Annotated in this window: 22 protein-coding genes; 17 read left to right on the top strand and 5 right to left on the bottom strand. The window is 40.3% G+C overall.

The features are described 5' to 3' along the window. Positions 1-73: 73 nt before the first annotated feature. The 17 genes from AUF14_RS05660 to nifJ all read left to right on the top strand — a co-directional run bounded on the left by AUF14_RS05660 (position 74) and on the right by nifJ (position 20307). Positions 74-376 (top strand): DUF1507 family protein, encoded by a 303-nt coding sequence (locus AUF14_RS05660; protein ID WP_016180309.1) that lies wholly within the window; start codon positions 74-76, stop codon positions 374-376. A gap of 3 nt (positions 377-379) precedes the next feature. Beyond that, positions 380-1570, top strand: a complete 1191-nt coding sequence (locus AUF14_RS05665) for an FtsW/RodA/SpoVE family cell cycle protein (RefSeq protein ID WP_016180308.1) — start codon at positions 380-382, stop codon at positions 1568-1570. A gap of 5 nt (positions 1571-1575) precedes the next feature. After that, a complete protein-coding gene (locus AUF14_RS05670) occupies positions 1576-4998 on the top strand; it encodes a pyruvate carboxylase (protein ID WP_016180307.1) in 3423 nt (1140 codons plus the stop codon). A gap of 26 nt (positions 4999-5024) precedes the next feature. Continuing rightward, positions 5025-6131, top strand: coding sequence for a CAP-associated domain-containing protein (locus AUF14_RS05675; RefSeq protein ID WP_049219931.1), 1107 nt, complete (start codon positions 5025-5027; stop codon positions 6129-6131). A 1-nt stretch (position 6132) separates the two neighbouring features. Further along, the gene (locus AUF14_RS05680; RefSeq protein WP_016180305.1) at positions 6133-6558 is read left to right on the top strand and encodes a YlbF family regulator; all 426 of its coding nucleotides are present in this window, start codon (positions 6133-6135) and stop codon (positions 6556-6558) included. Further along, positions 6545-6892 (top strand): YlbG family protein, encoded by a 348-nt coding sequence (locus AUF14_RS05685; RefSeq protein WP_164872461.1) that lies wholly within the window; start codon positions 6545-6547, stop codon positions 6890-6892. Before AUF14_RS05680 ends, AUF14_RS05685 begins: the two co-directional genes overlap by 14 nt. A 123-nt stretch (positions 6893-7015) precedes the next feature. Beyond that, complete coding sequence (gene rsmD, locus AUF14_RS05690; RefSeq protein ID WP_016180303.1) at positions 7016-7570, top strand: 16S rRNA (guanine(966)-N(2))-methyltransferase RsmD; 555 nt, start codon at positions 7016-7018, stop codon at positions 7568-7570. Between the two features lies 1 nt (position 7571). Further along, the gene (gene coaD, locus AUF14_RS05695) at positions 7572-8066 is read left to right on the top strand and encodes a pantetheine-phosphate adenylyltransferase (protein WP_016180302.1); all 495 of its coding nucleotides are present in this window, start codon (positions 7572-7574) and stop codon (positions 8064-8066) included. Further along, a complete protein-coding gene (locus tag AUF14_RS05700) occupies positions 8047-9099 on the top strand; it encodes a SepM family pheromone-processing serine protease (RefSeq protein WP_016180301.1) in 1053 nt (350 codons plus the stop codon). Before coaD ends, AUF14_RS05700 begins: the two co-directional genes overlap by 20 nt. Positions 9100-9207: 108 nt before the next feature. Next, entirely contained in the window at positions 9208-9813 is a 606-nt protein-coding gene (locus tag AUF14_RS05705; RefSeq protein WP_016180300.1) for a helix-hairpin-helix domain-containing protein, read from the top strand. A gap of 27 nt (positions 9814-9840) precedes the next feature. Further along, a complete protein-coding gene (locus tag AUF14_RS05710; RefSeq protein ID WP_016180299.1) occupies positions 9841-10332 on the top strand; it encodes a ComE operon protein 2 in 492 nt (163 codons plus the stop codon). Positions 10333-10379: 47 nt separating this feature from the next. Continuing rightward, positions 10380-12557 (top strand): DNA internalization-related competence protein ComEC/Rec2, encoded by a 2178-nt coding sequence (locus tag AUF14_RS05715; protein ID WP_016180297.1) that lies wholly within the window; start codon positions 10380-10382, stop codon positions 12555-12557. 81 nt (positions 12558-12638) lie between these two features. Then, positions 12639-13667 (top strand): DNA polymerase III subunit delta, encoded by a 1029-nt coding sequence (holA, locus tag AUF14_RS05720; RefSeq protein ID WP_016180296.1) that lies wholly within the window; start codon positions 12639-12641, stop codon positions 13665-13667. A gap of 376 nt (positions 13668-14043) precedes the next feature. Continuing rightward, positions 14044-14493, top strand: coding sequence for a flavodoxin (locus AUF14_RS05725; RefSeq protein WP_016180295.1), 450 nt, complete (start codon positions 14044-14046; stop codon positions 14491-14493). A 30-nt stretch (positions 14494-14523) separates the two neighbouring features. Continuing rightward, positions 14524-15360, top strand: coding sequence for a sulfide/dihydroorotate dehydrogenase-like FAD/NAD-binding protein (locus AUF14_RS05730; protein ID WP_034877130.1), 837 nt, complete (start codon positions 14524-14526; stop codon positions 15358-15360). Next, the gene (gene gltA / locus AUF14_RS05735; RefSeq protein WP_016180293.1) at positions 15353-16762 is read left to right on the top strand and encodes an NADPH-dependent glutamate synthase; all 1410 of its coding nucleotides are present in this window, start codon (positions 15353-15355) and stop codon (positions 16760-16762) included. The genes AUF14_RS05730 and gltA overlap by 8 nt, the downstream gene beginning before the upstream one ends. An 11-nt stretch (positions 16763-16773) precedes the next feature. Next, positions 16774-20307 (top strand): pyruvate:ferredoxin (flavodoxin) oxidoreductase, encoded by a 3534-nt coding sequence (nifJ, locus tag AUF14_RS05740; RefSeq protein WP_016180292.1) that lies wholly within the window; start codon positions 16774-16776, stop codon positions 20305-20307. A 267-nt stretch (positions 20308-20574) separates the two neighbouring features. Here nifJ and rpsT read toward each other — a convergent pair whose 3' ends face one another. The 5 genes from rpsT to AUF14_RS05765 form a co-directional block, all read right to left on the bottom strand. Continuing rightward, positions 20575-20829, bottom strand: coding sequence for a 30S ribosomal protein S20 (gene rpsT, locus AUF14_RS05745; protein ID WP_016180291.1), 255 nt, complete (start codon positions 20827-20829; stop codon positions 20575-20577). Positions 20830-21041: 212 nt separating this feature from the next. Beyond that, positions 21042-22925 carry a heavy metal translocating P-type ATPase gene (locus tag AUF14_RS05750; RefSeq protein ID WP_049221637.1) on the bottom strand — a complete coding sequence of 628 codons (1884 nt, stop codon included), beginning with the start codon at positions 22923-22925 and terminating at the stop codon, positions 21042-21044. A 372-nt stretch (positions 22926-23297) separates the two neighbouring features. Then, a complete protein-coding gene (locus tag AUF14_RS05755; protein ID WP_016180289.1) occupies positions 23298-24131 on the bottom strand; it encodes an undecaprenyl-diphosphate phosphatase in 834 nt (277 codons plus the stop codon). Between the two features lie 126 nt (positions 24132-24257). Then, positions 24258-24962: a histidine phosphatase family protein gene (locus AUF14_RS05760; protein ID WP_016180288.1), complete on the bottom strand. Its 705-nt coding sequence runs from the start codon at positions 24960-24962 to the stop codon at positions 24258-24260. Between the two features lie 23 nt (positions 24963-24985). Next, a complete protein-coding gene (locus AUF14_RS05765) occupies positions 24986-25612 on the bottom strand; it encodes an MBL fold metallo-hydrolase (protein WP_016180287.1) in 627 nt (208 codons plus the stop codon). Between the last annotated feature and the right edge of the window lie 145 nt (positions 25613-25757).

Below are 25757 nucleotides of genomic sequence, written 5' to 3' on the forward strand. Positions count from 1 at the left end.
AGTCTCACTTATTTTTTTCCTTTTTAAAATTTTTCTATGTTATAATGTTGAATCAAGATAGGAGGGAAGCAAAATGGAAAATATTTCTTCTGATTTTGCCATTAAAGTATTACAAGAGGATGCTGACCGAATCAAATTGTTGATTCGCAATCAAACAAATAGCCTTTGTATCTCTCAATGTAAAGCCTTCGAGGAAGTCGTTGATACACAAATGTATGGCTTTTCCCGTCAGGTCTTCTTTGCTGAAAAGGTTGGTATATTAAAGCGAGGAGAAGGACAGAAGATGCTTAGTGAATTGGAAGCAGAGCTGAATCGTTTATATACGGAATTGTACGAGAATCGTCAAGATATGACGGATGCCGGCTGGGAGGCTTAACTCTTGCCTAAGAAGATAAAGAAACGTCATTTTTTAGACTATAGTATTTTGATACCTTATTTAATTTTGACTGTGATCGGTTTGATTTTTGTTTATAGTTCAACTTCCTATTTATTGATTACGAATAATGCGAACCCGACAAGTCTGGTAATGAACCAAGGGATTTTCTGGGTATTAAGTTTAGTTGTGATTAGTTTGATGTACAAGATGAAGACAGACGTGCTGAAAAGTCAGCAGCTGATCATTTTTGTTACGTATTTGATCTTTATATTACTAATCGTCGTTCTTTTTTTTGGTGATGAACGAAATGGGGCCAAAGGCTGGATCGATATCGGGGGCTTCACTATGCAGCCAGCTGAATACTTGAAGATCATGGTCATTTGGTATCTTTCATATATTTTATCGAAGCGTCAGGAAACGATCCAAGACAATTTCATCAATGATATGAAACGCCCATTGATCTTAGTTTTTGCTATGATCTTTTTAGTAGCTATTCAACCCGATATGGGGAATGCAGCTATCATCACTTTATTGGCCTTGATTTTGTTATTAGCCAGTGGAGTCAACTGGGTTTACAGCTTAATTATTGGTGGTGTTGGAATTACCGGAAGTTTTCTAGTCATCGAATTTTTAACTCATTTTGGTGATAAGGTTCTTCCTGGGAAATTAAAATACATTGCCAGTCGATTTGAAAGCTTCAAAAATCCATTTAAATTCGAGTTGGATACCGGCCATCAAATGGTCAATGGTTATTATGCGATGTTTAACGGCGGCTGGTTTGGTCGCGGACTTGGTAATAGTATTGAGAAAAAAGGTTTTTTAAGTGAAGCTCATACTGACTTTATCTTCTCTATTGTAATAGAAGAAGTTGGTTTGATCGGCGCTTTTGTTATATTAGCAATTTTGATTTTTATGATCGCACGAATTTACTTGGTTGGAATTCGTTCGAAGAAGCCTTTCAATTCTTTGATTTGTATTGGAATTGGAAGTTTGTTGTTATTACAAGTTTTTATTAATCTTGGTGGTATTTTGGGAATTATTCCTTTGACTGGGATCACGTTCCCGTTTTTGAGTCAAGGAGGAAATAGCTTACTCGTGTTGTCAGTGGGCGTAGCATTTGCATTGAATATCAGTGCGGATGAAAAACGAACGAAGCTTGCAATCGAGTATGAATACTTAAAAAGTCAGGAGTGAAGTGCATGAAAAAGGTATTGGTAGCAAATAGAGGAGAAATTGCAACGCGGGTTTTTCGCGCGTGTAGCGAATTAAACATTAAAACGGTGGCGATCTTCGCAGAGGAGGATCAATATTCGGTCCATCGCTTTAAATCAGATGAGGCATATTTAGTTGGTAAAGGGAAAAAACCGATTGATGCCTATCTAGATATTGAGGATATTATCCGAGTAGCGAAAGAAGCAAAGGTGGATGCCATTCACCCAGGCTATGGTTTCCTTTCAGAAAACTTGGAGTTCGCGAAACGTTGTCGCGAAGAAGGTCTTGTTTTTGTTGGACCTGAGTTGCATCACTTAGATATTTTCGGCGATAAGATCAAAGCAAAAACGGCTGCGTTAGAGGCTGGAATTCCGTCAATTCCTGGTTCTGATGGTCCGGTGGACACGATTGAAGGCGTCTTGGAATTTGCTGAATCACATGGTTACCCGATCATGATTAAGGCAGCGCTAGGCGGCGGTGGTCGCGGGATGCGCGTGGCTCATGATGAAAAAGAGGCTCGTGAAGGCTATGATCGTGCCAAAAGCGAAGCGAAAGCGGCTTTTGGGAATGATGAAATCTACGTTGAAAAATATGTTGCCAATCCTAAACATATTGAAGTTCAAATTTTAGGGGATACTCATGGAAATGTTTTGCATTTATTTGAACGTGATTGTTCGGTACAACGCCGTCATCAAAAGGTTGTCGAAGTAGCACCATGTATCTCCTTGAACACCGAACAGCGAGAAAAAATCTGCCAAGCGGCTGTTCAATTAATGAAGCACGTTGGCTATGTCAATGCTGGAACGGTTGAGTTCTTAGTTGAAGGCGATAACTTCTACTTTATTGAAGTAAATCCGCGGGTCCAAGTTGAACATACGATTACTGAATTAATTACCGGAGTGGATATCGTTACTTCGCAATTGCTGATCGCACAAGGGAAAGACTTGCATAAAGAAATCGGCTTGCCTAAACAAGAGGATGTCCAAATGTCTGGTGCGGCGATCCAATGTCGTGTGACGACTGAAGATCCTTTGAATGGCTTTATGCCGGATACTGGGAAAATTGATACGTATCGCTCACCAGGTGGTTTTGGAGTGCGTTTAGACGTGGGAAATGCCTATGCTGGAGCAACAGTGACGCCATACTTTGATTCTTTATTAGTAAAAGTATGTACCCATGCCTTGAATTTTGATCAAGCAATCGAAAAAATGCAGCGTTGTTTAATTGAGTTCCGGATTCGTGGAGTGAAGACCAATATTCCTTTCATGCACAATGTGATTAGCCATCCTGTTTTTCAAAGTGGTGACGCGAAGACGACCTTTATTGATAATACGCCTGAATTATTTGAGTTTCCACGCGTTCGTGACCGTGGAAATAAAACGATGCGCTATATTTCTGAAATTACAGTTAACGGGTTTCCTGGAATCGAAAAACAAGAAAAACGCTATTTTGAAACACCACGGGCGCCAAAAATTGAGAAAAGAGAAATCGTTACTGCGAAAAATATCTTGGATCAATCTGGTCCAGAAGCAGTTGCTAAATGGGTCAAAGAACAAGATTCTGTCTTATTAACGGATACAACTTTCCGAGATGCCCATCAAAGCTTATTAGCTACGCGAGTTCGTACACATGACCTTCTAAATGTAGCTCAAGCGACGGGAGAAGGTATTCCTGAATTGTTCTCAAGCGAGATGTGGGGCGGGGCGACTTTTGACGTTGCTTATCGCTTCTTGACGGAAGATCCTTGGAAGCGTCTGAAATTATTACGTAAAGCAATGCCGAATACATTGCTGCAAATGCTGTTCCGTGGCTCAAATGCAGTCGGCTATTCTAATTATCCAGACAATGTATTAGAAGAATTTATTAAAGAAGCGGCTCATAACGGCATAGATGTTTTCCGTATCTTTGATAGCTTAAACTGGGTTCCGCAAATGGAAAAAAGCATTCAATATGTTCGGGATGCGGGCAAAATCGCTGAAGCAGCGATTTGTTATACAGGTGATATCCTAGATCCTAACCGTACGAAGTATAACGTTGACTACTATAAAGGTATGGCGAAGGAATTGGAATCAATCGGTGCTCATATGATTGCAATCAAGGATATGGCTGGTCTATTGAAACCACAGGCTGCCTTCCGTTTAATCAGTGAGCTGAAAGAAACAACTGATTTACCAATTCATCTGCATACACATGATACTTCTGGAAATGGACTTATTACACTTTCTGCGGCTGTTAAGGCGGGAGTGGATGTTGTTGACGTTGCAACCAGCGCGATGAGCGGAGCAACCAGTCAGCCAAGTATGAGCAGTTTGTATTTCGCTCTGCAATACGGAGATCGTACGCCTGAGTTAAATTTAAAGAACGTTCGTCAAATCAATCATTATTGGGAAGACGTTCGTCCCTACTATGCAAGCTTTGAAAATGGTATTATGGCTGCTCAAACAGAAGTTTATAATCATGAAATGCCTGGTGGACAATACTCAAATCTGCAACAGCAAGCTAAAGCTGTCGGTTTAGGCGATAAATGGGATGAGATCAAAGAAATGTACCAAACTGTTAATTTGATGTTTGGTGATATTGTAAAAGTTACGCCGTCTTCCAAAGTGGTTGGTGACATGGCATTATTTATGGTGCAAAACGAGCTGACAGAAGAAGATATCTATGATCATGGAGATGAATTAAGTTATCCTGAGTCAGTTGTCAGCTTCTTCCAGGGTGAGCTTGGTCAGCCGGTTGGCGGCTTCCCTGAAAAGCTACAACGTATCATTTTACAAGGACGTCCAGCAATGCAAGAACGTCCAGGTAAATTTGCTGAACCTGTGAACTTTGAAAAAGTGAAGCAAGAATTACAAGAGTTAATCGGCTTTGAGCCAAGTAAGACAGATGTATTAAGTTATCTAATGTATCCGCAGGTCTTCTTGGATTATCAAAAATCCTATGGACAATTTGCAGATGTTACGTTGTTAGATACACCGACGTTCTTTACTGGCATGCGTCTTGGTGAAACAATCAATGTTCAAATTGAAAAAGGGAAAACACTGATTATTCGTTTAGATGAAATCGGAGAAGCAGATGTAGAAGGAAATCGGACACTCTTCTTCAACTTAAACGGTCAACGTCGTGAAATTCTTGTTAAGGATGCGTCAATCAAGAGTGCCGTCCAAACGAAACGTAAAGTTGAACCAACAAATCGTGAACAAATCGGCGCGACAATGACCGGATCGGTCTTGAAGGTCTTAGTGAAAAAAGGCGATCATGTTGAGAAGGGTCAACCATTGCTGATTACCGAAGCGATGAAGATGGAGACTTCCATTGATGCACGTTTTGCAGGCGAGGTATCACATTTATACGTTGAAGAGGGCGAAAGCATTTCTTCCGGCGATTTATTAATTGAAGTAAAAGAAAAATAAGCATTATTAAGTAGGAGCGTTGTTGTGTGAAAAGAGTGATTGGTTTTCTTAGTATTTTATGTATCGTTTTGATTGGTTACTATTTACAGCCAGTCCTCTTTCCGCCTACGCAAAAGCAAGTACCGGTTGAGCAAAAAAATCAAGTGGTACGTCATAAGGCGTTGAAGCATCAAACAATCAAAACAGAAGGCTATGCTCAATATATTTCTCAGCCCATTGATACCTTTGAACAAAAATTTGGTCGTCCGACAAAGATAGAAGATAGCGGATTTTTCTTTCAGACTCGGGATTATGAGCTTGAGCGTGGTATTCTGGAAGTGAATGTAGAAGCTGGTAAAGTTAGTACAATCAAAGTGATGGCTAAAAAGGCGGCTATTGAACCATTTAAGTTTGGAATGACTAGCAGTCAGCTATCTGATCAAATCAATTTATCGGCAGATTTTGCTCTGACCTATGACGAGGAACCTGTGGCGATCGAATTGAGCGAGAATGACATGCGTTTCCGTCCATTGATTGCGTTTGAAAACAACACGTTTGCGATGCTTTTTTTCAACAGCGACAATGAAAAACTGATAGGTGCAGTCTTCTTAGACTTAGAAAATCTATTACGCTTGATGCCTTATCAGATCAACAGTGGGAATCCTCTAGCAAATCGAATACAAGAAAGTAATCTTGATTGGAATGTGTTGAATGCACAAAAGCAGTCGCGGACGATTGAAGCAATCAATCAGTATCGCAATTTAAATAAATTGCCTAAATTAACGGCACCTGATCAATCAATGGAGGATAGTAAAAAGCTTTTAAAAAGCTTCTTAACAACACCAAAAAGAGTGCTGTCTAATGAGCGTTTAGAAGAGTGGCAGACTGATCAAGGGGCACATTTAAGTAATTTGTCTTTTGAATTATCAGCAGCTGAATTTAAGGATTTAGCTAAACATGAAAAAATCGACTACCAAAGCGGCTTGTTCTATTCACCAATGGTCGATCCTTTATTCAATCTGTTTAATTGGATTAGTCGAGAGCATTTGAATGAAGTATTTCGTACACCTGATGCGGATCTTGGCGTTGCAATTAATCAAGAAAGTGTGCTAGTCTTGTTACAGGAACCAGAAAAAACAAAGGATAGTGAATAAGTTGATTATTAATGATGCTTTCTTTCAGCTAGAGGATCAGAATCAATTGCTGATTCAGGAAATACTAGCGAGTCAAAGCTATAAAAACTATCTGCTAAAAAGAACAGAGATGAACACGAGTCCAGAAGTTGCAAAGCTCAAAAAGGCTTTTCAAAAAGAGAAAGATAAATTCGAACAAATTGCAAGCTATGGGGAGTATGCACCTGACTACCGCCAACTGCAGCGAAGCGTTCGATTGAGTAAACGTGCCCTTGATCTTAACGAGAAAGTGGCAGCCTTTCGTTTAGCAGAAACGGATCTTCAACAATTATTAGATGAAGTTGGTCAACGTATCGCACAGACGATTTCAGCGGAGATCAAGGTTGATGCTGGAAATCCTTTTTTTGAAACAGGGAATCATAGTTGTAAGGGGAATTGTCATGGATAATACTGAATTTATAATGCAAAAAAGACGAGGAATAATTGTTTGGGTCTATTCCTTGAAGCAATTAAAAACTTTAAAGCGATACGGCTTGGTTCATTTTGTCTCAAGAAAGATGAAATATGTGGTATTGTATGTGAATGAAGAGACAGTCGAGGAAGTGGAAGAAAAACTTCAGACGCTGCATTTTGTGCGTCAAGTGGAACGGTCTTATCGCCCAGATATCGAAATGAATTTTGCAGATCGGATTGGAACGAAGGCTGCTTATCAAGTGAAAGATGATGATGAGTTGGATGTAGTAGAAGCCAATACAAAGATTCGATTAGCAGAAACAGTCTAAGTAAGGTGAAAAATGTCTGATTTTTTCAAACATTTTTCATCTTTTTCTTTGATAATATGATTATTCCATTGAGCTTTATTAAATTAGTAGAGATATTTTAGCAGGAAAGAGAGGCATGGGATCATGCGTGTAGTTGCAGGTGAATTTGGCGGTCGGAAGTTAAAAACATTAACGGGAAACAACACACGACCCACGACAGATAAGGTGAAGGGAGCAATGTTTAATATGATTGGTCCTTACTTTGACGGTGGTGCTGCATTAGACCTGTTCTCCGGCAGCGGTTCGCTTGGAATAGAGGCAGTTTCTCGCGGAATGGAACAAGCGGTTCTAGTCGAAAAAAACTATCGTGCCATGGAAATTATTCGTGAAAATGTCTCAATGACTAAACGTGATGCGTCCTTTCAGTTAATGAAAATGCCGGCAAATCAAGCCATTAAGCAATTGGCAGATGGTGATTTGAGATTTGATCTGGTGCTTTTAGACCCGCCTTACGCGAAGCAGGAAATTGTGAAGCAAATTGAAATGCTGCTGGATAATGAGCTATTAACAAATCAGGCGATAGTTGTTTGCGAGACGGATAAAGATGTTATACTGCCACAGAAGATTGGTCAATTAAAAGAACGCAAGCGCCATGATTATGGCATTACTGCTGTAACTATCTATGATTGGGAGGATTAAGATGAAACGAATCGCGCTTTTTCCCGGTAGCTTTGATCCATTGACAATGGGACATATGGATACAATTGAGCGAGGTGCGAAATTATTTGATGAGTTAATCATCGGCATTTTCGTGAATACAAGTAAAAAGAGTTACTTTACTTCGGAAGAAAAACTTGCTATCGTAAAGGAATCTGTCAAACACATCCCGAATGTGCGTGTGATCACTCAAGAGAACGAATTAACCGTGTCTGTAGCCGAAAAGCTTGGGGCAAAATTCCTATTGCGAGGAATCCGCAGTATAAAGGATTATGAGTATGAAAAAGAGATCGCATTGATGAATCGACATCTTGATCAAGAACTAGAAACAGTCTTTTTACTGGCGGAGCCAAAATATAGTCATATTAGTTCGTCAATTTTAAAAGAAGTATGGACATTTAATGGGGATGTCAAAGAATATTTGCCTGAGGCAGTTTATCAGGCGTTGGAAGAGAAGCGTGAGAATAGTGAAAAATAATAAACTTGTCAAACGATTAGCCCTTATTTTCTTAGCCTTAGTAGTAGTAGCATGTGTGATTGTACCGATACCTTACTACATCGAAGAGCCTGGAGAGACAATCGACCTGAAAGAATTGATTACTGTTAATGATAAAAAAGATGAAGATAAGGGTTCCTTCAGTTTAACTTCTGTCGGAATTCGGCGAGCCACCGTTTTTACTGCAATCAAATCAAAGATCGAACCATTCCATGAAATTATTTCTGCAGATGAACTGACTGGCGGAGCCAGCGATGATGAATATATGCAGATTCAAAAATTTAATATGGAAACCTCTCAAAATTTTGCGATTGAGCAGGCATTAAAATTAGCAAATAAACCTTATGAGATGAAGTATAAAGGGGTTTATGTGCTGGGTGTTGAAAAGAACTCAAACTTTTCTGGAAAGATCAGTGTGGGAGACACGGTCACGAAGGCCGATGGAAAAACCTTTACCAGCAGCGAAGATTTCATGAAATATGTAAAATCGCAAAAAGTTGGTCAGAAAATGAAGGTGACCTACACACATGATGGGGAAACAAAGGAAGCTACAGAAAAATTGATTAAGCTTCCCACCGATAAAAAACCGGGAATTGGCATTACATTGACTGACCACACAGAGATCGATTCACAGGAGAAAGTGAAAGTTGATGCCGGAGACATTGGCGGCCCTTCAGCTGGTTTAATGTTTACATTGGAAATCTATGAACAACTCGTTGATAAAGATTTACGTCAGGGTAAAAAAATCGCTGGAACCGGAACGATCAATTCAGAAGGTGAAGTTGGTCGAATCGGTGGTATCGATAAAAAAGTTGCTAGTGCCGCTGCCAGCAATAACAAGGTATTCTTTGCACCAGATGATGAGATTATTAAAGAGATGAAAAAAGCGCAGCCTGGTATCAAGTCAAATTATGAAGAAGCCAAAGCGGCCGCTAAAGAATTAAAGACCGATATGAAGATTGTACCGGTCAAAACGGTACAGGATGCGTTAGACTATTTAGAAAAAATGAAATAACTATTATAAAGGTGTTGGACAATGCGTCCAGCACTTTTTTTGTTAAAAAAGATTGTCTGATAAACGTTTTTTAGAAAAATTGCGTATTTTATTTTAAAGGAGGGTGTTATGAAAGATTTTCTCAAGAAGTATCCGTATCTGTTTGCGGTTCCCGTGGTTTTAATGATTGCTGTTTTTTTCTTTTTAACTAGAGAGCCTGAGGAGGAAACCGTTGATCCAGCACTCTTTTCAACGGAAAGCAGCATAGGGAAAACAACTGAATCAAGCAGTCAGGAGTGGTACGTTGATGTTAAGGGCGCAGTCAAAAAGACTGGCATGTATCGCATCAGACAAGGTATGCGTTTAATGGATGCGATTGATTTGGCAGGTGGATTTACAGAGGATGCGGATCAAAACCAAATGAATTTTTCAAAATTATTAGCAGATCAAGAAATTATTTATGTGCCAAAAATCGGAGAAGAAGTCCCTGTAATCAACGAAGTCAGCCCAACTGGAGGTGGGACAGGCTCAAACTCAGAAACAGCAAAAATCAATATCAACACAGCTGACGCAGCTGAATTACAGCAGTTATCAGGAATCGGTGAAAAGCGTGCTGCGGACATCATAAAATACCGTGAAGAAAATGGCAGTTTTCATACGGTAGAAGATTTGACCAAAGTATCCGGAATTGGCGAAAAGACGCTTGAAAATTTAAGGGACTCGATTACAATATAAGAAAGATCGAAAGAGAGGACGACAAATTTGACAACAGAAAGAATTCCTTGGGACCAATATTTTATGGCGCAGGCCGTTTTACTATCATTAAGAAGCACGTGTACTCGTTTGGAGGTTGGCGCGACTATTGTGCGAGACAAGCGAATCATTGCCGGAGGGTACAATGGTTCAGTCAGCGGCGATGTCCACTGTATAGATGAAGGCTGTTATGTTGTTGACGGACATTGTTTACGAACGATTCATGCGGAAATGAACGCGTTATTGCAGTGTGCTAAATTGGGGATCGCGACGGATCAAGCGGAGGTTTACGTGACACACTTTCCATGTTTGGCGTGTACTAAAGCTTTGCTGCAGGCTGGAATCAAAAAGATTCATTACTTAAAGGATTATCGCAATGATCCATATGCAATCGAGTTAATCAATCAAGTTGGTGCCAGTGCACATCAGGTTCACTTGGAAAGCAAATACTTTACAAAATTGCAATTAGGAGAAGATGCTGCCACATTACCAAAAGGATAGACTCCCTGCGCAATTATTTAATCTTACCGATTCTGAGCGCTATTTTAGTGGCGAGTTTGTTTTATCAGTTTCATTTATTGCTGTTGTTGCTATTAAGTAGTTTAATTATTCGAATGATCTGCATGAAAAATCGTTGGCTATGGCTGATGGTCTTTTTGTGCAGTTTTTTTCTTAGTTTACGAACGTATTATTATGTAAATAAAATAGAGAATGAGCCTCAGAGGATAACAAATGGGTATTTGAAAATTCAAACGGATTCGATAAAGGTTGATGGGAATTTCCTAAAGTTGACAGGAAAAATACAAGGGAAAAAATATTTCGTTTATAATACCTTGAAGTCTCCAGCAGAGAAGGCGATTTGGCAAGGAAAAGCGTTGCCTAATATGGCTATAGTCAATGGCGATACCGAAGATTTTGACAATGCCAGAAATCTAAATGGATTTGATGCAAAAAAATACTATCAAAGCCTTGGGTTTACTCAAGTTTTGCAAGCAAAGGCAATAAAGCCTGTAAAAATACAGCGATTTTCAATCAGTGATGTGCGGCAACGCTTGATTTGGAGGATTGACCGGCGTTATTCTACGCGATTGGCTAGTTATATCAAAGCACTGATAATTGGCTATAAAGATGCTCAATTTGCTGATTATACCTCTGCCTACAAGACAACAGGACTCTTGCATTTGTTTACGCTATCAGGGATGCATATCCAGTTTTACTTAGGCGGGGTTCATTTACTTCTGAAGAGAGCTGGGCTGGTCAGAGAGACGCGGCTTCTTTTGTTGAGTGCAGTTGGACTTCTATTGATCATTTTGACTGGTAGCGGTTTTAGTACAATTCGGGCAGTTGTGAGTTTTCTCATTGCTTTTGCTTGTTTGACCCTCGAAATCCAGCTTTCAAAACTTGATCAGTGGAGTATTATGCTATTTTTACTAATCCTTTGTTTTCCATTAGTATTTTGGTCAGTTGGTGCACAGCTAAGCTTATATTTTGCGTTGATACTGTCCTATCTTAATGATTTGCGACTAAAAAAATGGCAACAGCTAGTTTTATTTTCTGCTTTTGCCTTGCCGATTATGATCTATAGCTTTAGTGAATGGACAATTATCGGCGGGTTATTTACGATCCTACTGTTTCCTCTTTTCGAATGGTTGATCTTACCAGGGTGTATCGTTCTCTTTTTGGGCTGCTTTTTGCCAATCCCGCAATTTTTAAGTTTTTTACTAGAGCAGTTCTTTCGATTACTTGAAAAAGTATTAGCGTTAGCAGCTTTTCCAAATCTAACGATAGGTCGTCCAACGTTTACGATCCTCTTATTTCTCATTCTGATTGTTCTTTTATTAATTGATCGTTTGAAATATCAGCGAAAAACATATTGGTTATTGGGGATTGCCTTCTTGCTAATAGCTTCTGTCTCTTTTTCAGCAAAGGGTATGGTCGCTTTTGTGGATGTGGGTCAGGGAGATAGTATCTTTATCAAGCTGCCCTTCAAGCAGGAGACCTTTTTGATTGATACAGGGGGCCGCTTAAAATTCAGGCAAAAGAAGTGGCAGAGGCGTCAACAAAAGCACCTTTCGGATTACAATCTGCTGCCGTTTTTGAAATCTTTAGGTTGTACAAAAATTGATCATTTATTAATTACTCATAATGATGCCGATCATATGGGAGAATTGGTGAACGTGATAGATAACGTTAAGGTAAAAAATCTCTACTTAGCAAAGGGTTCTCAAGTAGAGCTGAAGACGCTTATTCAATCAATCAAGGGCACTAAGATCCATTTAGTGAAAAAGGGAGATACAGTCGGTAATAAGCTTAAGGTACAGATACTTTCACCTGAAAAGAGCACAGGTGAAAACGATGATTCACTGGTCACTTATTTTACAATAAATCATCAACGTTTCTTATTGACTGGCGATTTAGAAACCACAGGAGAAGAAACGCTGATTCGAAATTATCCGCAGCTGAAAACAGACTTTCTAAAGGTTGGTCATCATGGCAGCAATACGTCAACTGGAAAAGAGTTGTTAGAAAAAGTCCGGCCGAAATACGCGATCATTTCTGCTGGTAAAAAGAACCGTTACGGTCATCCGACTCAAGAGACCCTAACAAAATTAAACAAGCAGAAAATTCGCGTTTTTCGAACAGATCAACAAGGGATGATTTATTATCACTGGTCCGCTATTACAAAATGGGGAGAAATCAAACTCCTAATAGATTTTCTGGAATAATCGTGGTAGCATAAATAGTCAGGTCTTTCGTTTATCGATAAGGTCATATGAAGAACAATAGTTTGAATTAGGAGTAATGACATGAATACACAAGAAGCCCTTCAGCAAATCAGAAATGCGTCATTGAAACCGGTCTATCTTGTAACCGGGACGGAAGATTATTTGATTCAGGAAATACGTCAGGCGTTTTTAGATCGAATGAAGAAGGATGATTTAGAGGAATTGAACTTCATGTCTTTTGATATGGAAGAAAATGGCTTAGGAGCAGTGATTGACGAGGCTGAAACTTTACCTTTTTTTGGTGATTATCGTTTGATTTTTGTCGAGAAGCCTTATTTTTTAACTGGTGAGAAGAAAAGCAATGTTCCCGAGCAAGATACTGATAGTTTAGTAGATTATTTAAAACAGCCACTGGATACTTCGATCGTTGTTTTTTGGGCAACCTACCCCAAGCTGGATGCCCGCAAAAAAATCACGAAGGCCTTGAAAAAGACCACGGTGATTGATGCAGCACCATTACAAGAAAGAGATTTGCGCAATTTTTTACAGCGTTACATTAGTAATGAACAAGTAAAGATTTCAAAGGAAGCCTTTGATTTATTCTTGCGCTTAACTGATTTTGATCTTTCAAAGGCGATGAACGAAATTGAAAAGCTGCTATTGCTTGCAGGCGAAGGCGGAACAATCACCCTTCAATTGGTCCAAGATTTGGTACCTAAAACGTTGGAACACAATATTTTTGAACTGACTGAACAGATTTTAAAAGGGGATACAGCAAAAGCCTATCAAACCTACGAAGAGCTCCATCTTCAGGGGGAGGAGACTATCAAATTGACCGCCATCTTGATTGGTCAGATCCGCTTGCTCTTACAAACAAAAATTTTGCAAAAAATCGGTTATCAGCAGGCCAATATCGCTGAGACCTTAGGTGTACATCCTTATCGTGTGAAGCTGGCGATGCAGCAGGTAGCCAAATTTCCTTTGGATTTACTCGTGTCTATGTACGATGAATTGGTGGAAAATGATTATGAGGTAAAAACGGGACAAGCTGAGAAAGAATTGAGTTTTCAGTTGTTTATTTTAAAATCAACAGAACGCATCAAAAATTAGAATTTTTTCTCAATTGGATTCTATAATTATCCAATTTATTAAACCAGCAGGTCAATTTTGACAGGCTGGTTTTTGCGTATTTTTAGCAGTCGATAATAAAAATATACCGCTAAATGAAAAGCTTTCTCAATTAGAGTCTTGAGAACTCAAAAAACCAGCGAAAAACAGGTTTTATTAAAAAAATAACGAATAAAAATCCCAATGAGATGTTCATTAATTCACGGTTTTGAGTTATGATTAAAGTGGCAAACTTCTAATATTTATTTTGAAGTTTCTTTCCAAAATGCAAAAAAGGGCTTTCATTATTTAAGGAATAATAGCCAAATCTTATTGGCTTTATTTATCCAAAATCAGATAAGAAGGAAGGATGAACAAAATGACACTAGCAAAGATCGTTTATGCAACTAACACAGGAAACACAGAAGGAATCTCTGAAATTCTGGAGGATGCTTTCGAAGCGAACGGTATTGACGTTGAACGCGTTGACGCTGATGATGCGGAAGCAGATTTTTATGAAGATGCGGATATCTGTGTCCTAGCTACCTATACTGATGGAGATGGCGAGATCCCGTTTGATTTGGAAGACTTCCACGAAGAACTACAAGAGGAAGATCTATCAGGAAAAGTTTATGGTGTTGTAGGAAGCGGAGACAGCGAATTATATCCAGATTATTTCTGTCATGCAGCGATTGCATTCGATGAAGCCTTTGCTAAAACTGGGGCAAAAAAAGCAGCAGAAACTGTGAAAATCGAAAATGAAGCAGACGATGATGATGAAGAAGTATTGAAGGCTTTCGTTAAAACGCTGATTGAAGCAGCGGAATAAGGAATCACATTGAAAGAACGGAGTGAGGATTTGTTTAAAGTATTAGAACGCAAGGAACTGGCACCAACTGAGTTTGAAATTTTAGTTGATGCACCACGAATTGCCAGTAAAGCGCAACCAGGGCAGTTTGTGATCTTGCGAATCGACGAAAATGGTGAGCGTATTCCGCTGACTGTCGTTGATACGGACAAAGAAGCGGGTTGGGTACGCTTAATCTTTCAAGTGATCGGCAAATCGACAGCCCAGCTCGCGACTGTTATGGCTGGTGAAGCTTTAACGGATATTGTAGGGCCCTTAGGAAAAGCGACAGATATTGAGAATTATGGTACCGTTCTCTTAGTAGGAGGCGGTGTTGGGATAGCAGCATTATTCCCGATCGTAAAAGGGCTAAAGGAAGCCGGCAATCGGGTAATTACAGTTCTTGGAGCGAAAAACAAGGATTTATTGATTCTTCAAGAAGATTGCGGAAAGTATTCCGACGAGTTGATTCTGATGACGGATGATGGTTCAGTTGGACAAAAAGGGCTAGTTACGGATGCCATGGAAGAAGTTTTCAAACGTGAAAAAATTTCGATGGCCTGGGCGATTGGTCCAAGTATTATGATGAAGTTTTGTACGCTTACGGCAAAAAAATACGAGGTGCCGATCTATGTTTCATTAAATCCAATTATGATTGATGGAACGGGTATGTGCGGCGGTTGTCGTGTAACCGTTGATAATTCGATTAAATTCGCCTGTGTTGACGGGCCGGAATTTTTAGGCGAAGAAGTTGATTGGGATGAGTTTGTCAATCGAATGCAGCAATATCGTCCAGAAGAATTACTGGCTAACGAAAGATATGAAAAGCAGGTGAGTTCAAATGGCTAAACGCAGTTATACAAAAACGCCAATGAAGGAGCAAGCCCCTGAGATTCGCAATCAAAACTTTGATGAAGTGGCATTGGGCTATACCTTGGAAGAAGGACAACTTGAGGCGAGTCGTTGTTTGCAATGTAAAAATGCTCCCTGTATTACGGGATGTCCTGTAATGATCGATATTCCTGGTTTTATCAAAGCAATCGAAGAAGGAAATATGCCGCTGGCTTACGAAATTCTAGGTCGGTATACGAATTTACCTGCGATCTGCGGGCGCGTTTGCCCACAGGAAAAACAATGTGAAATGGTTTGTCGATTAGGGCGCTCGAAGAAGTTTGAGCCCGTGGCCATCGGGAAGCTAGAACGTTTAGTTGCAGATTGGGCCTTGGAGCAACCATTAGAATACAAAGAAATCAATAGTGATAAGGGCCGTGTGGCAGTGATTGGCTCAGGACCTTCCGGACTTACTACTGCTGGTGATTTAGCGAAATTAGGCTACGATGTAACTGTCTATGAAGCGCTACATGCTCCAGGTGGAGTTTTGACATACGGAATTCCAGAATTCCGGCTGCCAAAACGAATCGTTAAGCAGGAAATCGAGCGAATTGTCGCACAAGGGGTAAAAATTGAAACAAACGTCGTCGTAGGAAAAACGATTACTATGGACGAGATCATTGATGAGTTCGATGCCTGTTATCTATCTGTTGGAGCCGGCGCTCCAAGATTCCAAGGCATCAAAGGGACCTCGTTAAACGGAGTCTACTCATCTAGTGAATACTTAACTCGAGTAAATTTGATGCATGGCTATCAATTTCCTGAATACGATACCCCTGTTCAAAAATCAAAAAATGTCGTTGTTATCGGTGGCGGAAATGTTGCGATGGATGCAGCACGGTCAGCAAAACGTTTAGGTGCAGATAAAGTATCCATTGTTTATCGACGCTCGTTAGAAGAATTACCAGCTCGTGAGGAAGAGTATCACCATTCAGTCGAAGAAGGAATTGAATACCATTGGTTAAGCAATCCAATCGAATACATAGATGATGGCAATGGACGATTACAAGCCGTCAAATGTGTTCAAATGGAGTTAGGCGAACCAGATGAATCTGGCCGTCGGCGACCGATCGTCATTCCAGGCAGTGAATTCATTATTGAAGCAGATACTGCTATCGAAGCAATCGGACAAGGGGCGAATAAGGTTTTATTAGATACGTTCCCTGAGCTTTCACTGAATAAATGGGGATACATCGATGCTGATGAAGAAACCTGTGCAACCTCGATCCCAGGTGTTTTCGCTGGAGGAGATATTGTGACAGGAGCAGCCACTGTTATCTTAGCAATGGGTGCTGGAAAAATCGCAGCAAATGAGATTGATCAATACATTCAAAAGACAAAGCAGGAGCAATTGGTTTAAGCGAGGTGCAAATGATGAAAACTATGAAAACAATGGATGGAAATACAGCAGCGGCGCATATATCCTACGCATTTACTGAAGTTGCAGGAATCTATCCGATCACTCCTAGTTCAACGATGGCGGAAGTCGTTGATGAGTGGGCAGAACAGGGTCGCAAGAATATTTTCAATGAGACAGTTAAAGTAGTAGAAATGCAATCAGAAGCCGGTGCTGCTGGAACGGTCCATGGTTCCTTGAAAACAGGAGTTCTAACCACGACTTATACAGCTTCGCAAGGTTTGCTGTTGATGATTCCAAACATGTTTAAAATCGCTGGTGAGTTATTACCGACCGTTTTCCATGTAGCGGCGCGGGCAGTATCTACCAATGCATTAAGTATCTTCGGTGATCACAGTGATGTAATGGCGGCTCGTCAAACGGGCTTTTGTATGCTGGCTGAAGGCAGTGTCCAAGAAGTTATGGATCTATCTGCAGTGGCACACTTAGCAAGTATCGAAGGCAGACTGCCCTTCATGAACTTTTTTGATGGATTTAGAACAAGTCATGAGCTCCAAAAAATCGAAGTCATTGACTACGATGATTTGAAGGCGATGATGAACTGGGAAGCTTTAGCTAATTTTAGAAGATTAGGAATGAACCCTAATCGTCCAAATGTCTCGGGTACAGCTCAAAATCCCGATATTCATTTCCAACAAAGAGAAACGGTCAATCGCTATTATGATGAAATGCCTGCGATTGTGCAAAAGTATATGAACAAGATCAACAATCTGCGTGGTACGAATTATGATCTGACGAATTATTACGGTGATCCTGAAGCAACAGAAGTGATCATCGCGATGGGATCGGCTTCACCAACGATTCAGCAAACGGTTGATTATTTGAATGCTAACGGTCGTAAAGTTGGCTTTTTGGATATTCATTTATATCGTCCATTCCCAGCAGAAAACTTATTAGAGAAATTACCAGAAACGGTTGAAAAAGTAGCGGTTCTAGATCGGACGAAAGAACCTGGATCAGACGGCGAACCTTTATTGCTGGATGTACAAAGTGTTCTTTATCGTCATACCAATCGACCAATCGTTATCGGCGGTCGTTACGGAATTGCTTCTAAAGATGTGACACCCGATCAAATCGTCGCTGTTTTCAATCATTTGCTATTCCCAGCTGCTGAGCTGAAGCAACGATTTACCATCGGAATCATTGATGATGTAACAAATCTATCCTTGCCAATGAGCGAAGTGCTAGATTTAACACCAAAATCCACCTTCCAAGCGAAATTCTGGGGACTTGGATCAGATGGTACTGTTGGAGCGAATAAGCAAGCAATCAAGATTATCGGGAACAATACCGATTATTATGCACAAGCCTATTTCTCTTACGATTCGAAGAAGTCAGGCGGATTGACGAATTCTCATTTACGTTTCGGGAAAGAACCTATCCTTTCGACTTACAATGTAGAAGCGGCTGATTTTGTCGGCTGTCACAATAGCGCTTATATCCATCAATATGATTTATTAAAGGGCTTAAAAGATGGCGGCACCTTCTTGCTGAATACTGTTTGGGATGAAGAGAAGGTCAAGCAATTATTGCCAAATCGCCTCAAACGCTATTTAGCTGACCACAAAATTAATTTCTATATTATCAACGCGATGGATATCGCTCAAAAAACGGGCTTAGGCGGACGGATCAATCAAGTGATGTCAACAGCTTTCTTCGAGCTGACGGATATCATGGATCACGAGACCTATTTGCCACTGCTTAAGGCAGAAGTAGATGCAGCCTATGGGAAGAAATCTAGGACGATCGTTGAACGAAATTGGCAGGCGATTGATGCGACTGTCGCTGAATTGAAGAAGATCGAGATTCCAGATGAATGGGCTGAAGTTGAAGGCAAGGCGCTATTTAGCGGCGGTGATCAAACCAAACCTGCCTACATCCGCAATATTCTTGAACCAGTCAATCGTCAGGAAGGAAATCAGCTTTCTGTCAATGACCTGATCGAAAACGGCATGCTAGGCGGCGTAATGCCATCTGGTACAGCGGCTTATGAAAAACGCGGAATTGCTTTGGAAGTTCCTGAATGGATTCCTGAAGCATGTACAATGTGTAATGAATGCGCCTTTATCTGTCCGCATGCGGCAATTCGTCCATTTCTTGCTGATGATGAGGAAATGGCAGCAGCTCCTGAAGGCTTCATTACCCGTGATATGCGCGGAAAAGACGGCTTAAAATACCGTATCCAAGTTTCTTTGGAGGACTGTACTGGTTGCGGCCTTTGCGTAGAAATTTGTCCTGCTAAAGAAAAGGCTTTAGTGATGAGATCATATGAGGAACAAAAAGAACAAGCGATGAATTGGGCATTCGCAATGACTCTGCGTCAAAAAGAGAATCCAGCGAAGAAATTCTCGGTTAAGGGTTCTCAATTCGAACAGCCGTTGCTTGAGTTTTCGGGAGCGTGCGCAGGCTGTGGTGAAACACCATATGTGAAGCTATTGACTCAGTTGTTCGGAGATCGGATGATGGTCGCAAATACGACTGGCTGTTCTTCTATCTGGGGCGGTTCAGCACCAGCGACACCATATACAGTTAATCAAGACGGCCGCGGTCCGGCTTGGAGTAACTCGCTATTTGAAGACAATGCTGAATATGGCTTAGGAATGCATATGGCGAATGAAACTAAACGAAATCGAGTAGCAAATAAAATTACCTCAGCCTTAGCAAAAGGTCTTGGTTCTGAAGATACAAAAGCACAGCTGCAGGACTGGCTGGATCATATGTTAGAAGGCGAAGGAAGTCAGCAACGTGCTGCTAAATTAGGCGCAGTATTAAGTGAAGAAACAGATCCTGAGTTGCAGTCTATTTTAGCTGACAGAGAAATGTTTGCTAAACCTAGTCAATGGATCATTGGCGGAGACGGTTGGGCATACGATATCGGCTTTAGCGGAATCGACCATGTTCTTGCTTCTGGCGAAGATGTGAACATTTTGGTAATGGATAATGAAGTTTATGCCAATACCGGTGGTCAAATGTCGAAAGCAACACCATCAGCAGCTATTGCAAAATTCGCTGCCGGCGGTAAGAAGACAAAGAAAAAGGATCTTGGGATGATTGCAATGACTTATCGCGATGTTTATGTCGCGCAAATCGCGATCGAGGCCAATCCAACACAGGCTTTAAAAGCAATTCAAGAGGCGGAGGCTTATCCCGGACCTTCATTGGTTATCGGATACACACCCTGTATCAATCACGGTATCCGCGGTGGTATGAGTAAATCAATCGAAGAATCTAAAAAAGCCGTGGAATCAGGCTATTGGCCGCTTTATCGCTATGACCCTATTCGTGCACAAAAAGGGAAAGATCCAATGCGCATCGACTTCAAGAAAACGGACTTCAGCAAGATGAATGAATTCTTAGAAGGTCAGACTCGCTTCTCTGCTTTGCATAACATAAAGAAAGATGAAACGTTAGTAGCAGAGATGTTGAATCAAACAGTTGAAGATATGGAAGAACGCGTGAAAAGTTATGAAGAACTAACGAATAAATAAAGCATGGAGCTGTGACAAAAGACTTGTCATAGCTCCTTTTTCCGAATAAACGGTGTTCCAGAAGTAGCTTCTTCTACGCAAGCTCCGCATACAGTTACTGCTAAGTTTCACTAAGCAGAACTAGCATTCGGAAATAAGCCGAAATTTCACAAAAATTTGAGAAACAATTTTCGGAAATTCCTTCTTATTTCTTGAAGCTGACCACTTCTGTCACAACCTCATCTTTATAAGAACAAATAAAAAAACCGATCAAACGATCGGTTTTTATTATTTAGCTAATTTTTTAGCAAGACGTGCTTTATCACGGTTTGCTTTGTTTTTGTGGATCAAACCTTTTGATTCAGCCATATCGATTGCTTTAGCAGCTTCTTTGTAAAGGTCGTTCATATTTTCAGCGCCAGCAGCAACAGCTTCTTCGAATTTCTTAACAGTAGTACGCATTGCGCTCATTTGTGATGAGTTTTTAGCGTTAGCAGCTTCGCTAGTGCGGACACGTTTGATTGCAGATTCAATGTTTGGCATGGATTTCACCTCCGAATTCAGTCTTATACGGTTAATACCGTACAATTCAACATTACTCATTATACATAAAGCCGCTTTTTAATGCAATAAAATCGTGACAAGTTTTTTTCCTTAACAGAAAATAAAGGAAATTGTTTTATGTTAGTTTCTGGTCATGATTTACAAAGTGCAGGGCTCAAAAGAAGCAGAATCGGAATCGATTCTGCTTCTTTCTAATGTTCTGCCTTATAAAGCGGGCAAGAGCTGCATCTTGTTTCATCCAAGCTGACAGGTTCCTTTAATGGCATCAGCATTCGTAGTCCATTTAGAATCACTAAAATGGTGCTTCCTTCATGTCCCACGACTCCTAAAGGAAGGGTGAGAAATTGAAGAAAATTACTAGCAATTAACAAGACGATTACACATAAAGAGAAGATAATATTCTGCCGAACGATTCGTCTCATTTTCTTCGCTAAACGATGACTGTACATCAGTTTAGTCAAATCATTTTTCATTAAAACCATGTCAGAAACTTCCATTGCCACATCTGTTCCTTCTCCCATGGCAATTCCTATACTAGCAGTGGCGAGAGCAGGGGCATCATTAATCCCATCGCCAACCATCGCATTGATGGTATATTCTTTTTGCTGCTGCTTTACAAGCTCGGTTTTATCAGCAGGGAGACAGCCGCCGTGATAATCATTTAAGCCTAACTGTTGAGCGACATATTTCGCTGCTCCAAGATTATCACCAGTAAGCATTACTGTTTCGACTGCTTGTTCCTGAAAGTAGGAGATTACTTCAGAGGTAAATGGTTTAGGCAAATCCATCAAGGCCAGAAGCGCAACGATTTCTTCATTTTTACTAAGAACAACGACTGTTTTACCTTCGTTGTGCCATTGTTCAACGAGGGGATGCTGCTGATTCTTCATTGGTTTTCCTAATTGCCAGGTCTCGCCGCGATAGGTAGTTTGTAACCCGAAACCGGCCTTTTCTTCCACCTGTAGTTCCAGCGTTTTTTCATCCTTAAAGAAATTGGTAATTGCAACGGCTAATGGATGAGTAGATTGTCGTTCCATCGAGTAAAATAATTGTGGGATGACAGGTTCATCAGAAAATGTTTTGTAATCTGTTACTCTTGGTTTTCCTTGGGTCAATGTTCCCGTCTTATCAAAGGAGATTGCTCGCAATTCAGCTAATTTTTCAAGGGTTTTTCCGGATTTGAACAGGATGCCTTTTTTTGCACCATTGGAGATCGCTGCAAGTGTCGCCGGAGTAGCAGAGGCTACCAAAGCACAAGGTGAAGCAACCACTAACAGCACCATTCCGCGATAGAAGCTTTCTGTAAAACTCCAACCAAGCGCAAAGTGAGTCAATAGAATCATTAAAGGAACTGCGATCAGAACGATCTTCACATAAACGTTCTCAATTTTTTCAATGAACGTTGCAGTAGCACTTTGTTCATTTTGAGCGTTTTCAACTAATTTCAGAATCTGGGCAAACAAGGTATCATCGCTGGTTTTGGTCACTTCTAATGTAAAAGCCTGACCTAGATTAATCGTTCCGCTGAAGGCATCATCATTTACGGATTTTTCTACGGGAACAGATTCTCCCGAAATTGCTGACTCGTCAATTGAAGAAGAAGATAGCATGCGACCGTCTATCGGGATTGCTTGGCCCTTTGGTACGAAAACAAAATCACCAATGGCTAATTCTTCGACAGGAATCGTAATGTGTTTTTCATCGACGATTTTTATCGCCTCATTTGGAGCTACATTCATCAAAGCTGTGATTTCCTTAGTACTTTTGTTAGTAGCGTATTCCTCCAAAGCACCGCTTAAACAGAAGATAAAGGTCAGCATCGCTCCTTCAAACCAGTTTCCAATTAAACAGGCACCGATTGCGGCTAACGCCATTAATAAATCGACATTCAACGTACGTTCATGAATTAATTCACTGAGTCCTTCATAGGTCTGTTTCCAACCACCGCTAATGATCGCCAAGACAAAAAAGAGCGGATAGATTGATTGGGAAAGCGCAATCAGCATTTTTCCAATAATTAAAAAAACTAAACAGAAAAGGGTAGAGAGAAAAGCATTTCGTTCTTTTTTACTCATCACTTTTCCTCCTTTCGTATTTGTAAGCTGTGAAATTAATTCACTAGCTATCCTCACCATTATAGTAACACAGCAGCCTAGATAAATGATAATAAAATCCGCTAATTGAGAACGAAAGTAATTATCAATTAGATTTGAGAATGACTATCATTAGTAATTAAGCTAGTGAAAGCTATCATATCAACGATGTGAAGAAAATTTTCTTTTTGTTTCCAATTTATAATTAGTATTATTAACCTTGTTGAGAAATCACTATGCAAATAGAAATAGGCAAATGATTTCACATTAAATACGATGTTTAATTAATAAATCAAAAAAAGTTCCAAGCTCAATGTTTCAAGCCTGGAACTTTTTTTGTATTCATTTTAGATACTACATAGCAATCAGCCAATAGCCGATCAAGATGATTCCTAGAACGATTCGATACCAGCCAAAAACGGTAAAATCATTTCGTTTAATATAATCCAACAAGAATTTGATAGCAATGATCGAAACAACAAAGGCAGTCACCATACCGACTAATAAAACAACGATTTCTGAAATACCAAAGCTATTTCCATTCAACAAGAATTTGACGATTTTTAATCCACTAGCACCAAACATTACTGGAATACCTAAGAAGAAAGAAAATTCCGTTGCTACAAAGCGTGAGCTTCCGATAATGATAGCCCCTAAAATCGTTGCTCCAGAACGTGAAGTTCCGGGAATCAAGGATAGCAGCTGAAAGGCTCCAACAATCAATGCAGCTTTATAGGTAAAATCATTTAAATTGGTACATTTAGGTGTTTTTGTTTTATTGTGTCTTTCAACAACAATAAAGGCGATCCCATAAACGATCAGCATGATCGCTACTGGTAAGAATTTGTGAAAATGGGCCTCTAAAAAATCATCTAGCGGCAATCCAATCACCGCAGCAGGCAAACAGGCGATAATTACTTTGAACCATAATGTCCAAGTATCATTTCTTTCCTGATGCGATTTACTAGATGAGAAGGGGTTGAGTTTATTGAAATATAAAACCACCACAGCTAAAATAGCGCCTAACTGAATTACAACATTGAACATTTCAGTAAAAGCAGCGCTCATATTCATCTTGATGAACTCATCTGCTAAAATCAAATGACCCGTGGAAGAAATTGGCAACCATTCGGTAATCCCTTCGACGATCCCAAGAATAATTGCTTTAAAAATATTGGCAATAAGCATAGTTTACGTCCTTTCAAATTAATAACAATCATTAGTATACCGTTTCACCTTTAAAAAGACCATCGAAAAAAGGCTAAGCTTTTTATAAGAAAAAAACTGCCGATAAGATATCGACAGTTCCAATTTCTATTCGTCAATTTGATCTGAGATGGTTTTTCCGCGTTCCATATAACTGATATCATTGATTGCGCGGATGGAGAATTCTCCATTCTCGTAACGCAAACGATTGATACTGCCGTTAAGCAGGTTTGCACGAACCGGCTGCTTTGAATCGATTAAGCTTAATAAGAAAGCAATCGTCAACCCATGAGAAACGATGAGGACATTTCCGCCACCTTGCTTTTCCCGATGTTGAGCAATATCTTCAAAACCTTGCCATACACGATCACGCAGCTTTTCATAAGGCTCTGCCCAGTTTGCTGTATCAGCAGCGAAAACGGCATTGGCGATTTCCTCAAAAGTTACTTCAGTTGCAAAAAGCTCATCTTCAGTCTTGAAGTTCAATACTCGTGGTAAAACACCCCACATCTCTGCATCAAAACCACCTTCTAAAGAACCAAAGCACCATTCCCGAATACGGGGATCAACGTGATAAGGAATATCTTTTCCGTCAGGATGTTCGCTCAAAAGAATGCGCATGGTTTCGATTGCTCGACCCGAATCGCTGGAATAAGCTTCTTCAAACTTCGTGTCTTGCAAGCCCAAACCAACATAGTGAATGCCGTCACGCCCGCTCTGAGTAAGGGGAGTGTCACACCAGCCCTGCACTCGAGCCAACGTATTGAACATTGTTTTACCATGTCGAACAATATAAAGATTTGTTTCTGCCATATTTAAAACCTCCAAAAAGTTGATTAGTTAAAGAAAGGATTCGTATCGATCTCATGACCGATCGTCGTTGCAGGCCCATGCCCTGGATAAGCTGGCAATTCCCGCGGAAGAGTGAAGAGATATGTTTTGATACTGTAGAGCAATTGCTGCATATCGCCGGTATAAAGATCCGTGCGTCCGATGCTTCCCTTGAACAGCGCGTCACCAACTACCACGAAATCATCAAAAATGAAGCTAACGCTGCCAATCGAATGTCCTGGTGTCGGTACAACCTGAAAAGTCATATCGCCAATTGTATACTCCTTCATTTCAAATTCGTATTCCGCTGGTTGAACGATCAGGTCGGGCATATTATCATGGCGCCCAAGTCCAGAAAGATTTAAGATTGGATCGCCTAGCCATTGTTGTTCCAGTGGACTCACATATACTGGTATCTCATAGTTATTTCGCAGCTGTTCAACCGCACCAATATGGTCATAATGCGTATGCGTCAAAAGAATAGCTTGCGGAGTTTTTCCAATGCGTTTGACTTCTTGAATCAAGCGATCCCCCTCTGAGCCAGGATCAACGATCAATAAATTGTGTTCGTTATGAATCAAGTAGCAATTTTCTTGCGCGATTCCAGTAACAAAACCTTCGATTTGAATCATTATTTTTATTTTCCCCCTGAAAACTAAAAGTATATTTCTTGATTCGATTCACTATTGCTGACTCAAAATGAGTGTCAATAAACTTAGAATCACGAATTCCTTCTTCATTATACCTTAAAAGTAAAAAAATTGCGGCTCCTCTGAC

The organism is Enterococcus avium, from assembly GCF_002891025.1.
Lineage (GTDB): Bacteria > Bacillota > Bacilli > Lactobacillales > Enterococcaceae > Enterococcus_A > Enterococcus_A avium.